We start from the raw sequence: 14,151 nt of genomic DNA on the forward strand, positions 1-14,151 counted from the left end.
CTCGTCAGGCGACCTTGAATCGGGACACGGAAGCGCGCAGCGCCTCGGCGGAGCGCGATAGCTCGTGCACCATCTGGGCCGTGGAGCGCGTGCCTTCGGAGGTCTGCTCGGTCACCGCGAAGATGTGCTGGATGTTCGAGGCCACCTCGTTGGCGTGTTCGGCTTCCTGCTTGGCCTGCGAGGAGATGCGCACGATCAGCTCGTCCAGCTGGCGGGACACGCTGTCGATGTCTTCCAGCGCCTTGCCGGCCGCGTCGGACAGTTGCGTACCTTCCACCACGCCGCGCGTCGAGCGCTCCATGGCGGCCACGGCGTCGTGGGTGTCGGTCTGAATGGTCTTGACCAGCGCGGCAATCCGGCGCGTCGCGTCGCCGGAGCGCTCGGCCAGCCGCTGCACTTCTTCCGCCACCACCGAGAAGCCGCGACCGGCCTCACCGGCAGACGCGGCCTGGATGGCGGCGTTCAGGGCCAGCACGTTGGTCTGTTCCGTAATGTCCGAGATCAGCTCCGTGATCTCGCCGATTTCCTGAGACGACTCGCCCAGCCGCTTGATGCGCTTGGAGGTCTCCTGGATGGAGTCGCGGATGGTGTTCATACCGGCGATGTTGTTCTGCATCGCGGACAGACCCTGCTCGGCGGCCTGACGGCTCTGGCGCGCCACCTCGGCAGTCGTCTGCGCCTGCGCGGACACCTCCGTAATCCGGTTCGCCATGCCCAGCACGGCCTCACCGGTAGCGCGGATCTCGTGCAACTGTTCCTTCGACGCGGCCAGCAGGTCGGTGGACGTCTGGTCCACTGCGCCGGTCGTGTCCGTCACGCGGGCCGCCGTCTGCTGCACCTGGCCTACCAGGTTGCGCAGCTCCTCCACCGTGTAGTTCACGGAGTCGGCGATCGCGCCGGTGATGTCTTCCGTCACCGTGGCTTGCTGCGTCAGGTCACCTTCAGCGACCGTGGACAGTTCGTTCATCAGCCGCAGAATGGCCGCCTGGTTGGCATCGTTGACGCGCTTGGCTTCCTGCTCCTGGGCTTCGGCTTCGCGGCGCTGGGCTTCGGCGAGTGCCGCGCGCTCGGACTGATCGGCCACGAACAGGCGCAGGAAACCGAAGGCACCGCCGACGAGGGCCGCCAGCGAGGCAATCATGAAGAGGTACAGGCCCCAACCTGCACCGCCGGACTTTTCGAGCTCGGCCGCGGCCTGCTCCAGGTTCTTGCGCAGCGGCTCGGAGTCGGCCAGCATCGCCGTCTGCGCCTCACGTGCCGACACCAGGCCTTGCAGGTTGCTCAGAATTGCCGAGGCCTGCGTGCGCGTCTGCTCGTACTGCTTCAGCAGCGTCTGCAGGCGCTCCTTCAGCTGCGGGTCCTTGGCAGCGTTCAGGCGCAGCTCGGGGCTACCGCTGATCAGCGCTTCGGTGATGAGCTTGAAGGAATTCAAGTCCTTGCCCAGCAGGAACACGGCCTCGGGGCTCACGCCTTCCTGGGTCAGGAATTCGTTGGCGCTCTTGCCGATACGCTGGGTCAGCATGACCAGCTGGCCGACCGCGGAGACCTCGCCCGCCGAGGAACCGATCTGCAGCGCCTGGGAAGACACGGCCTCGGCGCTTTCCAGCAGGTCGCTGGACTGGCGGTTGATGGCGCGCAGCGCCTGGCCCACCTGGGTCAGGATCTTTTCCTGGCCCTGCACGATCTTGCCGTTCTTCTCCGCACGCTCGACCAGCGGCTTGATGGTGTCCAGCGTCGGCTGCACGCTGGACGGCGCGACAGCCAGCGGGCCCTCACCGGTGCGCAGGTTGTTGACGACGTCACTGAGCGTGCCGACCGACTCCTTCAGCTCACCGAAGGCGGCGACGTTGCCGACCAGCGCCGCGGACACGGACTTGGCCATGCGCTGCGAGTGCATCAGCGCCTGGCCGGCTGCGCGCACCTGGGCAGCGCTGCGGTTGGAACTGGACACGACCATCGCGACGGACGCCGCCGTACCGACCAGGCCGGCGACCACGAGGCCGGTCAGCACGCGCTGGCGGTGCTGGGCGAAGAGCTGGGTGAGCTTGTCGGCGCCGGTCGCCGGGTCCGACGCGGCAGGCAGCAGCGTCGTGGGATCGGCCGCCTGTGTGGTCGGCGCGAAGCTGATGGTGCTGGGCGGGAACTCGCTGTTCGGGCCCGGCTCGGTGGGCACCGCGGGCGAGATGATCGAGGGCGTCTCGTGATGCATGAAGGCATCGGCACGCGTCGGCATCTCGACGCCAGCGAGCGTGGAATCGTTGTTGCGCGTCGCATCGAAACCCGCCCCGCGCGAGTCCATCGTCGTGTCGGCAGCCTCCGGCACTGCCGCCGACAGCTCTTCGACTTCGGACTTTCCCCTGATCTTGTCCAGCAGGCTCATCTCACCCTCGTCCTTCAATGTTTGTGGTGTCCGCTTTCCCGCGCGGACTTTGAGGCTAGGAAGCGCGCATCACCCAACGATGTGCAGGAAGTTCTCCTGCCTTGACAACGCTTCCAGATTGATTTCCTGCCACTGGCGGCCGGCCTCGTCGCGGCGCAGGGCGCCGGCAAAACGAGGCAGCGGCCCGGCAGGCTGCTCGGCGGCCAGTGGCAACTGCTCATCGCTGCGCAGGCCGGCGAGTCGGTCCACGAGCAGGGCGCAGTTCAGATTCAGCTCGCTGTTCAGCGACACGAGCCGCGCCTGCGGCGCCGTGCCGCGCGAGGCGGCGACGTCACGCAGGCCCAGGTAGACGGCCAGGTCGACGACCGTGAACAGGCCGCCGCGCAGGTTGGCCACGCCGGCCAGCCAGGGCTTGGCGTAGGGCACGGGCTTGATGGGCACGGGTGCGAAGATTTCACTGGCCTGCTTCAACGAGAACAGCAGGCCCACACCCGCGCACTCGACGGCCAGCCAGCTCGCGATCAGCGTCGTCTCGCGTGCGGCCTGCATGCGCTCGGCCAGGCGCTGCTGCAGTTCCCGCAGGGCAGTCTTGTTCGCCATGTCTTCGGGCTCAGCCGAGGGCTTTGATCTTGGCCAGCAGCTCTTCGGCCTTGACGGGCTTGACGACGTAGTCGCTAGCGCCCTGGCGCATGCCCCAGACCTTGTCGGTCTCCTGGCCCTTGCTGGTGCACATGATGACCGGCACGCCCAGGTAGCGCTCGTCGCGCGTGATGGCACGAGTCAGCTGGAAGCCGTTCTGGCCGGGCATGACGACGTCCATCAGGATGAGGTCAGGCTTGGCCTCGGCCAGGCGCTTCATGGCCTCTTCGCCGTTCTCGGCGGTGCGCACGGTGAAGCCGCGCTTGGTCAGCATCTCCGAGAGCGCGTGGAGTTCGGTCTTGGAGTCGTCGACCAGCAGGATGTTGTGGATGCTCATGACTTGATCTCTCAATGGGCGCTTCTCACGGACGGTGCTGTAGCACGGCCTGAAGCAGCTGGTCCTTGGTGAAGGGCTTGGTGAGGTAGTCCTGCGAACCCACCATGCGCCCGCGCGCCTTGTCGAACAGGCCGTCCTTGGACGACAACATGATGACGGGCACCCCGGAGAACTGCGGGTTGCGCTTGATGATGGCGCAGGTCTGGTAGCCATCGAGGCGCGGCATCAGGATGTCGCAGAAGACGAGGTCGGGGTAGAAATCGCCCAGCTTGGAGAGCGCATCGAAGCCGTCTTCGGCCAGGGCCACCTCGTGGCCGCCCTGCTTCAGGAAGATCTCGGCGCTGCGGCGGATGGTGTTGCTGTCGTCGATGACCAGGACCCGGGTAGGTCCTGCACTGGAAACTTGCTCGTTCAAACCTTGTCTCCTAGGAACTTCAGCTCGGGACCGGGCCGTTGAGCCGGGTCAGATGCGCACCATCTCGAAATCTTCCTTGCGCGCGCCGCAGTCGGGGCAGACCCAGTTCATGTCGACATCGGCCCATTTGGTGCCGGGTGCGATACCGTGATCGGGATCTCCCGTCTCCTCGTCATAGATCCATCCACAGATCAGGCACATCCAGGTACTGGGTTCGCTCACGTGTTACTCAGGGTTTGCTCACTACAATCGAGTCATTCTAGCCAGGGCCCGAGAGCGCAATGCTGAGGGCAAACGCCTGTGCCCAGGGCCACGGAACCGCCCTTTTAGCGGCAGACTCCACGCTTTTCGGCAGCTCCTCGGCCGCGACCGCCACGACCTCCCCATGAGCCCAACTCCCCACTCCACCGCCCCCGAGGTCGACACGCCTCAAGACGAGGAAAGCCCGCCGCCGGCCTGCGTGCTGAGCTTCAACGCCAGCGATGCCTCAGGCGCCGGCGGCCTGGCTGGCGACGTGGCGACCATCGCCGCGATGGGCGCGCACTGCCTGCCCGTCGTCACGGCCGTCGTGCTGCGCGACACGGCTGAGGTCTTCGAGCACGAGACCCTCGACCCCGACACGATCGCCGAGCAGGCCCGCCACATCCTCGAGGACGTGCCCATCACGGCCTGGAAGGTCGGCTTCCTCGGCAACGCCGAGGGCGTCAGCGCGGTGGCCGAGGTGCTGAGCGACTATCCCGATGTGCCCCTGGTCACCTACCTGCCTTCGGTCGCCTGGATCGACGAGGACGACCAGCAGCAATACCTGGACGCGCTGCGCGAGCTGGTGCTGCCGCAGACGGTCGTGCTGGTCGGCAACCACAAGACGCTGACCGACTTCCTGCTGCCCGACTGGGACAGCGAGCGAACGCCGTCGGCCCGCGAGCTGGCCGTGGCCGCCGCGCAGTCCGGCGCCCAGCATGTGCTGGTGACCGGCATCCAGTTGCCCAACCAGTACGTGGACAACGTGCTGGCCAGCTCCCAAGGCCCCATCGCCGGAGAGAAGTTCGAGCGCTTCGAGACGTCCTTCGTCGGTGCAGGCGACACGCTGTCGGCCGCGCTGGCGGCGCTGCTCTCGGTAGGCGCCGAGCTGCACTCGGCGGTCAGCGAGGCGCTGTCCTTCCTGGACCAGTCGCTGGACGCGGGCTTCCGCCCGGGCATGGGCAATGTCGTGCCGGACCGATTCTTCTGGGCGCTGCCGCCGGCCGATGAGGAAGGCGGCGAGCCCCCCATCGAAGACGCCGACGCCGAGCCCGAACAGCCGCCCAAAACGCCGCGGCGCATGCACTGAAATCCTTGCAGCCTTTTCCGATGGTTACCAATTCGCAGTTGTTCGAGCGCGCCAGCCGCGTCATTCCCGGCGGCGTGAACTCCCCCGTACGCGCTTTTCGCGCCGTGGGCGGCACGCCGCGCTTCATCGCCCGTGGTGAAGGCGCCTACATCGTCGACGCCGAAGGCCAGCGCTACATCGACTACATCGGCTCCTGGGGTCCGATGATCCTGGGCCACGGCCACCCGGCCGTGCTGGAAGCCGTGCAGAAGGCTGCCATCGAAGGGTTCTCCTTCGGCGCGCCAACCGAGCGCGAGATCGAGCTGGCCGAGGAAATCCTGAAGCTGGTGCCCAGCATGGACCAGGTGCGCCTGGTCAGCTCCGGCACCGAGGCGACGATGAGCGCCATCCGCCTGGCGCGCGGTGCCACCGGCCGGCCCAAGTTCATCAAGTTCGAGGGCTGCTACCACGGCCACACGGACGCGCTGCTCGTGAAGGCCGGCTCGGGCCTGGCCACCTTCGGCCACCCGACCAGCGCGGGCGTCACGCCCGGCGCGGCGGCCGACACGGTCGTCCTGGAATACAACAACGTCGAACAGCTGGAAGCCGCTTTCGCCGAGCACGGCGCGCAACTGGCCTGCGTCATCGTCGAGCCCATCGCGGGCAACATGAACTTCGTGCGGGCCTCCGTGCCGTTCATGACGGCACTGCGCCGGCTGTGCACGCAGCACGGCGCGCTGCTGGTGCTGGACGAGGTGATGACGGGCTTCCGCGTCGGCCTCGCGTCGGCGCAGGGCCACTACGCGACGCTGATCCCCGGCTTCGCGCCCGACATCTCCGTATTCGGCAAGGTCATCGGCGGCGGCATGCCGCTGGCGGCCTTCGGCGCGAAGCGCGAGGTCATGCAGCACCTGGCGCCGCTGGGCGGCGTCTACCAGGCCGGCACGCTGTCGGGCAACCCGGTGGCGACGGCCTGCGGCCTGGCGACGCTGCGCGAGATCCAGAAACCCGGCTTCTTCGACGCGCTGTCGGCCAGGACCCGGCAACTGGTGGACGGCCTGAAGGCTGTCGCTGCCGACAACGGCGTGCCGTTCAGCGCCGACTGCCAGGGCGGCATGTTCGGCTTTTTCCTGCTGCCCGAGCTGCCGCAGAACTACACGACCGTCATGACGACGGACAAGGAGCGCTTCAACCGCTTCTTCCACGCGATGCTGGACGCCGGCATCTATCTTGCTCCGGCGCTTTACGAAGCGGGCTTCGTGTCGGCGGCGCACAGCGCGGCGGACATCGAGGCCACGCTTTCGGCCGCGCGCACCGCCCTGCGCTGATCCTTTGACGCCCGTCGGGGCGCGCTGACATGCATCTCCACATCCTCGGCATCTGCGGCACCTTCATGGGCGGCCTGGCGGCGCTGGCGCGCGAGGCCGGCCACCGCGTGACCGGTTGCGACGCCAACGTCTACCCGCCGATGAGCACGCAGCTCGAAGCGCTGGGCATCGAGCTGATCGAAGGCTTTGGCGCCGAGCAACTGGAGCTCAAGCCCGACGTGTTCGTCATCGGCAACGTCGTCACACGCGGCGAGCGCTTCCCGCTGATGGAGGCCATCCTCGACGCCGGCCTGCCCTATACGTCCGGCCCGCAATGGCTGGCCGAGCATGTGCTGCAGGGCCGGCACGTGCTGGCCGTGGCCGGCACGCATGGCAAGACGACGACGACGTCCATGCTGGCGTGGATTCTTGAACACGCAGATCAGAAGCCCGGGTTCTTGGTCGGCGGCGTGCCGCAGAACTTCGGCGTGTCGGCGCGGCTGGGCGAGGGCAAGGCCTTCGTGATTGAAGCGGACGAGTACGACACCGCCTTCTTCGACAAGCGCAGCAAGTTCGTCCACTACCGGCCGCGCACGGCTGTCCTGAACAACCTCGAGCACGACCACGCCGACATCTTCCCGGACCTGGCCGCCATCGAGACCCAGTTCCACCACCTCGTGCGTACCGTGCCCGAGAGCGGCCGGCTGGTCGTCAACGCCCGCGAGGAAGCGCTGCAACGCGTCATCGCGCGCGGCTGCTGGAGCGAGGTGCAACGCTTCGGCGCCAAGAAGGAAGAAGCCGGCATGCTGCGCGCGCGCGGCGAGCCGCAGGCCTTCGACGTGCTGCGCGGCAGTCTGAAGGTGGCCCGCGTCGAGTGGGGCCTGATCGGCGAGCACAACCAGCTCAACGCGCTGGCCGCCATCGCCGCGGCCGAGCATGTCGGCGTGTCGCCCGAGCAGGCCGCCGCCGCGCTGGCCGAGTTCCAGAACGTGCGTCGCCGCATGGAGCTGCGTGGCGAGGTGAACGGCATCAAGGTCTACGACGACTTCGCCCATCACCCGACCGCCATCCGCACGACCATCAACGGCCTGCGCCGCCGCATCGCGCCGGCCGACCGCATCCTGGCCATCTTCGAGCCCCGCTCCAACACGATGAAGCTCGGCACGATGAAGGCGCAGCTGCCCTGGGCGCTGGAGGAAGCCGACCTCGCCTTCTGCAACCAGCAGGGGCTGAGCTGGGATGCAAAGGAGGCGCTGGCACCGATGGGCGCGCAGGCCGCGGTTGGCGCCGACGTGGATGCGCTCGTGGCGGCCATCGTCAAGGCAGCGAAGCCCGGCGACCACCTGCTGTGCATGAGCAACGGCGGCTTTGGCGGCATTCACGACAAGCTGATGCAAAGCTTGGCCGCCCGGACCTGACGGTCCGACGAGCGGCATTCACGACGAGCTGTTGCTAAGCCTGGCCGCCCGGGCCTGACGCGCCGCCGCGGAACACTGCCGGCGAGCCATGACTGGCGTCACGCCAGCACCGAGAGCGCCCCGCCACTCAAGCCACCGTAAAGGTCAGCCAGCAGCGTGGCATTGGACGCATCCTGCTGCAACGGCAGGACCGCATACGCGTACTGCTGAAGGCCAGCAATCTGCGTGGCGCTCAAGGGCCCGGCAGCGAACTGGTTGTTGGCCAGATCCTGGGCAGACGGTGGCGACGGCGTGATGCCGCCCTGGAGCAGCTGATCGAGATAGAACGTGCCTTGGTAGGCGCTCTCCGTGCTGCCGATGATGCCGCCCGGATCGCCGTAGGTACTTGCAATGGTGCTCAAGGTCTGCACGGCTTGGCCGAGCAGCGACGCAGTGCCCGTCGGGTCGGCCGCCAGGGCGCTGTTGAAGGCTGCGGCGTCCAACGCCAGCGTGGCGCCACCCGTGCCGGCTGAGGCCTGGTAACCCAGTCCGATCTGCCCGAGCGTGGTCAAGGCGCTGCTGCCGTTGTCGTAGGCGCCAAACGCGGCCAGTTGCAGGGACTCGCCGTAGAGCTGAGCCACGTCAGTCTCGGGCCCGGTGCCCGACTGCAGCGTGTTCAGGCTGGACTGCAGGGTGTTGAAGGCGGACACCAGCCCCTGTGCCTGACTCAACAGCCCGCTGTTGTCAGGCGCCACGGCCAGTGTGGTGCTGCCCGGCTGGAGCAAGTTGGCCGTCAAGCCCGGCGCCAGCGTGATGGCCAGATTGCTGGCGCTCGTCTGACTGACGCCGTTGACGCTCAGGCTTGCGTCCTGGGCGCCCTGCGTCAGTACCAGACCACCCGCCCCCGGGTTCGTCGGGTCGTAGGCCAATGCGGCCAGCGCAGGGTTGTCGACCTGGACCTCGAAGCCCTGGCCGGCACCTGTGCTCGCACTGCTCAGCACCAGCTCGTAGCCGCCATTGCCATGGACAACGGAAGCGTTGATGCCCGCCGAGGCGGCATTGATCGAGCTGGCCACATCGTTCAGCGTACCGGCACCGATGGACACCGAAACAGGCGCCGCAGTGCCGGTGGTGAAGCTGTTGCTCGCCGCGTCGTATCGACCGAGTTGGAGCGTCAGCGTACCGGTGCCGATGACGGTGCTGTCAGGCGTTGCGTAGGCCGCACTCTGCAGCGACTGGGACTGGGCCAGTCCCGTGACGTCGACCCGATAGCTGCCCTGTGCCGCGCTGGCGAGCGCCGTCACGGCGAGAACGGAAGGGTTGGCGTTGCCGAGCTGGCGGGCGGTTGAACCGCCCGCCCCCTGCAAAAGTTGCAAGGCCGACTCGAAGCTGTCGCTGGACGACTGCAGCTGCCCGAGACCGGACAGGCTGACCTGGGCGCTGTAGGACGCGGGAACCGTTGTCGGCGCCGACAACGATTCCAACGCTCCCAGCAGCCCGACGTCGTTGCCGATGCCGGGAGTCCCGTACAAGCTGCCCAGCAGACCGGGCAGCAGCGCGTTCGTAGCCATGTCCGCTCCCGCGAATCACGAGCCAAGGCGGCACGACGGCGCGCCAACGCGTGTCATGCTAAGCCGGCCGCAACGGCCTTGGAAGCCGCCGCAGCCTGGGTTTACACAGCGAAACGCTGGATAAAGAGCCAGGCTATCGAAGTCGTCAGGACTTGGTGTTCGCCTCGCGGCGCATGACCAAGATCAGCACTAGGCCGCCCGCCAGGAACAGCGCCAGCCGCTGCGGCTCCGGCACTTGCGAGATCAGGGCTTCCGGCACGCCGGCATGTTCCAGCGCCCCCTCGAAGCCGGCGATATCCCGGGCATTGACGATGCCGTTGCCGTCGAAGTCACCCGCGAGATAGCGCGCGCCCGGGTGGGACAGGCTGAAGGCCGAACTGTTTCCCAGCGCCACCGCGTCCTTGAACAACTTGATGTCGTCCAGCGTCAGCCACTGGTCACCGGTGAAGTCGCCCGCGTAAGTCAGTGCTGCCGGCCATTTGCCGATGCCCTGCAGGATGGCCTGCATGCTGTTGACCAGCGCCTCCGAATAGGAGGCGCCGTTGTCCGGCCGCTGGTTGAACAGGATGGAATAGGTCCAGTCCTTCCAGCTCGCCTGCAACATCAGCGTGTCGGTACCGTCGAGCGAGCCGGTGTGGTACCACCAGTAGCTCGCGAACGTCGTGTAGTCCTTGCGCAGCATGCCGATGTCCGGCCCCGCCGCGATGCGGTCGACGGCCAGCAGCGCGATGGCTTTGGCCGAACCCACCAGCCCGCCGTAGGCAAGCGCCTTCTCCTCGTCCCAGGCGCCGTACGGGTTCGACACGTAGGGACCATTCGGATCGAAGACGTTCTGCGACTTGTACGGGCTGTTGTAGTACGGCTCCCGTGAGCTCTGGTTCGCGGCCAAGGTCCGGCCTGCATTGACCTCCCAGGCGGGAATGCCGGCATGCGCCAGCACGTGGCTGTCGACGTAGCTCTCGTACCCCTGGCCCGACCTTGCCTCGACGACCATGCCAAGGAACATGTAGCCGATGTTGGAGTAGGACGAGGAGGTGCCGGGGGTGTACTGCAGCGGCTGGCTGAGGATGTAGCTCGCCGACGCCTGGATGCCTGGCGGGCTCGACAGTCCCATGGCGCTAGCGATCTGCACGTCCCGGAACGCCAGGTCCCCGGCGACATCGCGATTCCAGCCGCCCTTGTGCTGCAGCAGCTCGCGCACGGTGATATCGGCCAGACGCGGGTCGCCCAGCGTGCCGTTGTACGGCGAGATGTTCAGGATGCCGCCATTGCCGTTGATGTTGAACACCTTGTCGTCCAGGCCGAGCCGGCCGTCCTTGACGAGCTGCTGGATCGCCGACGCCGTGACGGGCTTGGAGACGCTGGCCAGCCGCATCTGCGCCGTCTCCTGCATGGGAAGGCTCATGGCGGCGTCGCTGTAACCGAAGCCCCGCTCGTAGACGACCGCGCCATCGTGCGTGATGGCGAGCGTCGCGCCCGGGATGCTCCAGCTGCCCATGGCGTTCTGCAGCAGCGCGTCGACTGCCGGGAGTTCCGGGACATACTGCCCCGTCATCGGCAGGTCGGCCAGCGCCGGCTGCGCAGCAACCAACGCCGCCAACAAGGCACAGACGCGAACGCGGCGGCTTCCCGCAGCCAAGACGAAATCCACCATTGCATCCCCCGGACAAGACCATCGAACATGCGAATGGGCGGATGTTGGGAGCCAAGCGCGGCAAGGTCCATCGAAAAACAGGCCCCCGCAACGACTCATCCCCTCGGTTGCGGAACAGCGCTCACTGCGCGCCTTCCGGCTGTCCGGATGGGGCGCGTGATCTCGTACAAGGCGCCTGGCCTGGTGCACCAGCCGAACGGGCAAAAGAAAACCCAGCCGAAGCTGGGTTGTCGATGTCGTCCGGTTCAGGTCACGCGGCGGGTGTCGCGTTGCGCAGGCGGATGTGCAGCTCGCGCAGCTGCTTTTCGTCGACCAGCGACGGCGCGCCGGTCAACAGGCACTGGGCACGCTGGGTCTTGGGGAAGGCGATGACGTCACGGATGGACTCGGCCTTGGTCATCATGGTGACGATGCGGTCCAGGCCGAAGGCCAGGCCGCCGTGCGGGGGCGCGCCGTACTGCAGCGCGTCCAGCAGGAAGCCGAACTTGATGCGCTGGTCTTCCTCGCTGATGTTCAGTGCCGCGAAGACCTTGGCCTGCACTTCGGCGCGGTGGATACGCACCGAGCCGCCGCCCAGCTCCCAGCCGTTGAGCACCATGTCGTAGGCCTTGGCGATGCACTTGCCCGGGTCGGACGTCATCAGGTCCTCGTGGCCGTCCTTGGGTGCCGTGAACGGGTGGTGAACGGCCGCCCAGCGGTTGTTCTCTTCGTCGTGCTCGAACATCGGGAAATCGACGACCCACAGTGGCGCCCACTTGTCCTCGAAGAGGCCGTTGGCCTTGCCGAAGTCGCTGTGGCCGACCTTCAGGCGCAGCGCACCGATGGCGTCGTTGACGACCTTGGCCTTGTCGGCGCCGAAGAACAGCAGGTCGCCGTCCTGCGCGCCGGTGCGCTTGAGGATCTCGGCGACGGCCTCGTCGTGCAGGTTCTTGACGATGGGCGACTGCAGGCCTTCGCGGCCCTTGGCGACTTCGTTGACCTTGATCCAGGCCAGGCCCTTGGCGCCGTAGATCTTGACGAACTCGGTGTAGGCGTCGATCTCACCGCGGCTCATGGCGGCACCTTTGGGCACGCGCAGCGCGACGACACGGCCCCCCGGCGTCGTGGCCGGGCCGCTGAACACCTTGAAGTCGACAGTCGTCATCGCGTCGGTCAGCTCGGTGAACTCGAGCTTCACGCGCAGGTCGGGCTTGTCGGAGCCGAAGCGGTGCATGGCCTCGGCGTACTTCATGACCGGGTAGTCGCCCAGCTCGACGTTCAGCGCCTTGCGGAAGACGTGGCGGATCATGCCCTCGAACATCGAGCGGATCTCTTCCTCGGTCAGGAACGAGGTCTCGATATCGATCTGCGTGAACTCGGGCTGGCGGTCGGCGCGCAGGTCCTCGTCGCGGAAGCACTTGGTGATCTGGTAGTAGCGGTCGAAGCCCGCGACCATCAGCAGCTGCTTGAACAGCTGGGGCGACTGCGGCAGCGCGAAGAAGTGGCCGTCGTGCACGCGGCTGGGCACCAGGTAGTCGCGCGCGCCTTCGGGCGTGGACTTGGTCAGCATCGGTGTCTCGATGTCGACGAAGCCGTGCTCGTCCAGGAACTTGCGGACTTCCATCGCCACCTTGTAGCGCAGCATCAGGTTGTTCTGCATGTACGGGCGGCGCAGGTCCAGCACGCGGTGCGTGAGGCGCGTCGTCTCGGACAGGTTGTCCTCGTCGATCTGGAACGGGATGGGCACGGACGCGTTCAGCACCTCGATCTCGTGGCACAGCACCTCGACCTTGCCGGACACGAGGTTGGCGTTCTCGGTGCCGGCCGGGCGCGAGCGCACCTTGCCGACGATCTTGAGGCAGTACTCGCTGCGCACGTCCTCGGCGATCTTGAAGCTGTCGGCGCGGTCGGGGTCGCAGACGACCTGGACCAGGCCTTCGCGGTCGCGCAGGTCGATGAAGATGACGCCGCCGTGGTCACGGCGACGATGGGCCCAGCCCATCAGGGTCACGGTCTGGTCGAGCAGCTTTTCGCTGACTTGGCCGGCATAGCAGGTACGCATGGTGTTCTTCTCCGAATTCTTTGCAGGGGGTGTCTGGTGGGCGCTGGCGGGCACTGTCGGCCCTCAGGATTGAACGCCTGCCGGGGCGTTCAACCCGGCTGATTTCGTGCGTCGTCGAGCGGCACACCGGCCTGCGGCTGCGGCGCCACGGTGCCCATCGAGATGATGTACTTCAGCGCCTCGTCCACGGTCATCTGCAGCGGCTTGATGTCGGCCGTGGGCACGATGAGGAAGAAGCCCGACGTGGGGTTGGGCGTGGTGGGCACGTAGACACTGGTGTGCTCGCCGTCCAGGTGGCAGGCCACCTCGCCGCTGGGCGTGCCGGTGACGAAGGCGATGGTCCAGGAGCCGGCGCGCGGGTACTGAACCAGCACGGCCTCGCGGAAGGCATTGCCGCTGCTGGAGAACAGCGTGTCCGACACCTGCTTGACCGAGCTGTAGATGCTCTTGACGATGGGGATGTGGGACATCAACCGGTCCCACTGCGTCAGCAGCCATTGGCCGAAGATGTTGGCGACGAAGACGCCCGTGACCAGCAGGCCGCTGACCAGGATGACCAGGCCCAGGCCCGGCACGTGGCGCAGCTCCAGCAGGCCGTCCCGCAGGGAGGCCGGCACGACCAGGGCGAGCGCCGCCAGCAGGGAGCCGAAGACACCGTTGACGACGTCCAGCACCTGGGCCAGCACCCAGATGGTGATGGCCAGCGGCAGCCAGACCAGCAGGCCGGCGACGAGATATTTGCGGATGGAAGCGCCCACGTCGACCGTCAATGGCAGGCGCAGGAGCCACCGCAGGGGGTGGACGGCGCCGAGGTGCTGGCGGCTTCGGCCTTGGGAGCGGCGTCACCGCCGTCGGCCGGCGTGGAGGGCGCCGCGGCGCCGGTCGAGCCACCACCCTTGAAATCGGTCGCGTACCAGCCCGAGCCCTTGAGCTGGAAACCGGCCGCAGTGACCTGCTTGGAGAAGCTCTCCGCTCCGCAGGCGGGGCAGGTGGTCAGCGGCGCGTCGGACAGCTTTTGCAGCACGTCCTTGGCGTGGCCACAGGCGCTGCAGCGGTAGGCATAGATCGGCATGGCGGGTCGGTCGAAGGCGAAAAGCCCGC

General features: G+C 67.2%; 13 protein-coding genes. 3 read left to right on the forward strand and 10 right to left on the reverse strand.

Annotated elements, in window-relative coordinates:
* Nucleotides 1–4: 4 nt before the first annotated feature.
* The 5 genes from ACG04R_RS12385 to ACG04R_RS12405 form a co-directional block, all read right to left on the reverse strand.
* Complete coding sequence (locus ACG04R_RS12385; protein WP_394410402.1) at nt 5–2,380, reverse strand: methyl-accepting chemotaxis protein; 2,376 nt, start codon at nt 2,378–2,380, stop codon at nt 5–7.
* Between the two features lie 69 nt (nt 2,381–2,449).
* On the reverse strand, nt 2,450–2,980 hold the full coding sequence (locus ACG04R_RS12390; RefSeq protein WP_394410405.1) for a chemotaxis protein CheW: 531 nt from the start codon (nt 2,978–2,980) through the stop codon (nt 2,450–2,452).
* Between the two features lie 10 nt (nt 2,981–2,990).
* The gene (locus tag ACG04R_RS12395; protein WP_394410408.1) at nt 2,991–3,356 is read right to left on the reverse strand and encodes a response regulator transcription factor; all 366 of its coding nucleotides are present in this window, start codon (nt 3,354–3,356) and stop codon (nt 2,991–2,993) included.
* A gap of 25 nt (nt 3,357–3,381) precedes the next feature.
* Nucleotides 3,382–3,771, reverse strand: a complete 390-nt coding sequence (locus ACG04R_RS12400; protein ID WP_394410411.1) for a response regulator — start codon at nt 3,769–3,771, stop codon at nt 3,382–3,384.
* Nucleotides 3,772–3,819: 48 nt separating this feature from the next.
* A complete protein-coding gene (locus tag ACG04R_RS12405; protein WP_310331841.1) occupies nt 3,820–3,972 on the reverse strand; it encodes a rubredoxin in 153 nt (50 codons plus the stop codon).
* A gap of 184 nt (nt 3,973–4,156) precedes the next feature.
* Here ACG04R_RS12405 and thiD point away from each other — a divergent pair, with 184 nt between their 5' ends.
* Genes thiD through mpl form a run of 3 tightly spaced genes read left to right on the forward strand, consistent with a single transcriptional unit; the run spans nt 4,157 to nt 7,805 of the window.
* Entirely contained in the window at nt 4,157–5,101 is a 945-nt protein-coding gene (gene thiD / locus ACG04R_RS12410; RefSeq protein WP_394410414.1) for a bifunctional hydroxymethylpyrimidine kinase/phosphomethylpyrimidine kinase, read from the forward strand.
* Nucleotides 5,102–5,121: 20 nt separating this feature from the next.
* Nucleotides 5,122–6,408, forward strand: coding sequence for a glutamate-1-semialdehyde 2,1-aminomutase (gene hemL / locus ACG04R_RS12415; RefSeq protein WP_394410417.1), 1,287 nt, complete (start codon nt 5,122–5,124; stop codon nt 6,406–6,408).
* 29 nt (nt 6,409–6,437) lie between these two features.
* Entirely contained in the window at nt 6,438–7,805 is a 1,368-nt protein-coding gene (gene mpl, locus ACG04R_RS12420) for a UDP-N-acetylmuramate:L-alanyl-gamma-D-glutamyl-meso-diaminopimelate ligase (RefSeq protein ID WP_394410420.1), read from the forward strand.
* Between the two features lie 98 nt (nt 7,806–7,903).
* Here the strand turns inward: mpl and fliD are convergent, their stop codons facing one another.
* From fliD to ACG04R_RS12445, 5 genes are all read right to left on the reverse strand, one after another.
* On the reverse strand, nt 7,904–9,355 hold the full coding sequence (gene fliD, locus ACG04R_RS12425; RefSeq protein ID WP_394410425.1) for a flagellar filament capping protein FliD: 1,452 nt from the start codon (nt 9,353–9,355) through the stop codon (nt 7,904–7,906).
* Between the two features lie 145 nt (nt 9,356–9,500).
* Nucleotides 9,501–10,994 (reverse strand): serine hydrolase domain-containing protein, encoded by a 1,494-nt coding sequence (locus tag ACG04R_RS12430; protein WP_394410428.1) that lies wholly within the window; start codon nt 10,992–10,994, stop codon nt 9,501–9,503.
* A gap of 265 nt (nt 10,995–11,259) precedes the next feature.
* Nucleotides 11,260–13,050 carry an aspartate--tRNA ligase gene (gene aspS / locus ACG04R_RS12435; RefSeq protein WP_394410431.1) on the reverse strand — a complete coding sequence of 597 codons (1,791 nt, stop codon included), beginning with the start codon at nt 13,048–13,050 and terminating at the stop codon, nt 11,260–11,262.
* Nucleotides 13,051–13,139: 89 nt separating this feature from the next.
* Complete coding sequence (locus tag ACG04R_RS12440) at nt 13,140–13,796, reverse strand: DUF502 domain-containing protein (protein ID WP_394410905.1); 657 nt, start codon at nt 13,794–13,796, stop codon at nt 13,140–13,142.
* Nucleotides 13,797–13,816: 20 nt separating this feature from the next.
* Entirely contained in the window at nt 13,817–14,122 is a 306-nt protein-coding gene (locus ACG04R_RS12445) for an FmdB family zinc ribbon protein (RefSeq protein WP_394410434.1), read from the reverse strand.
* Between the last annotated feature and the right edge of the window lie 29 nt (nt 14,123–14,151).

The sequence above is a fragment of the Pelomonas candidula genome, from assembly GCF_043555985.1.
Taxonomy (GTDB): Bacteria; Pseudomonadota; Gammaproteobacteria; order Burkholderiales; family Burkholderiaceae_C; genus Pelomonas; species Pelomonas candidula.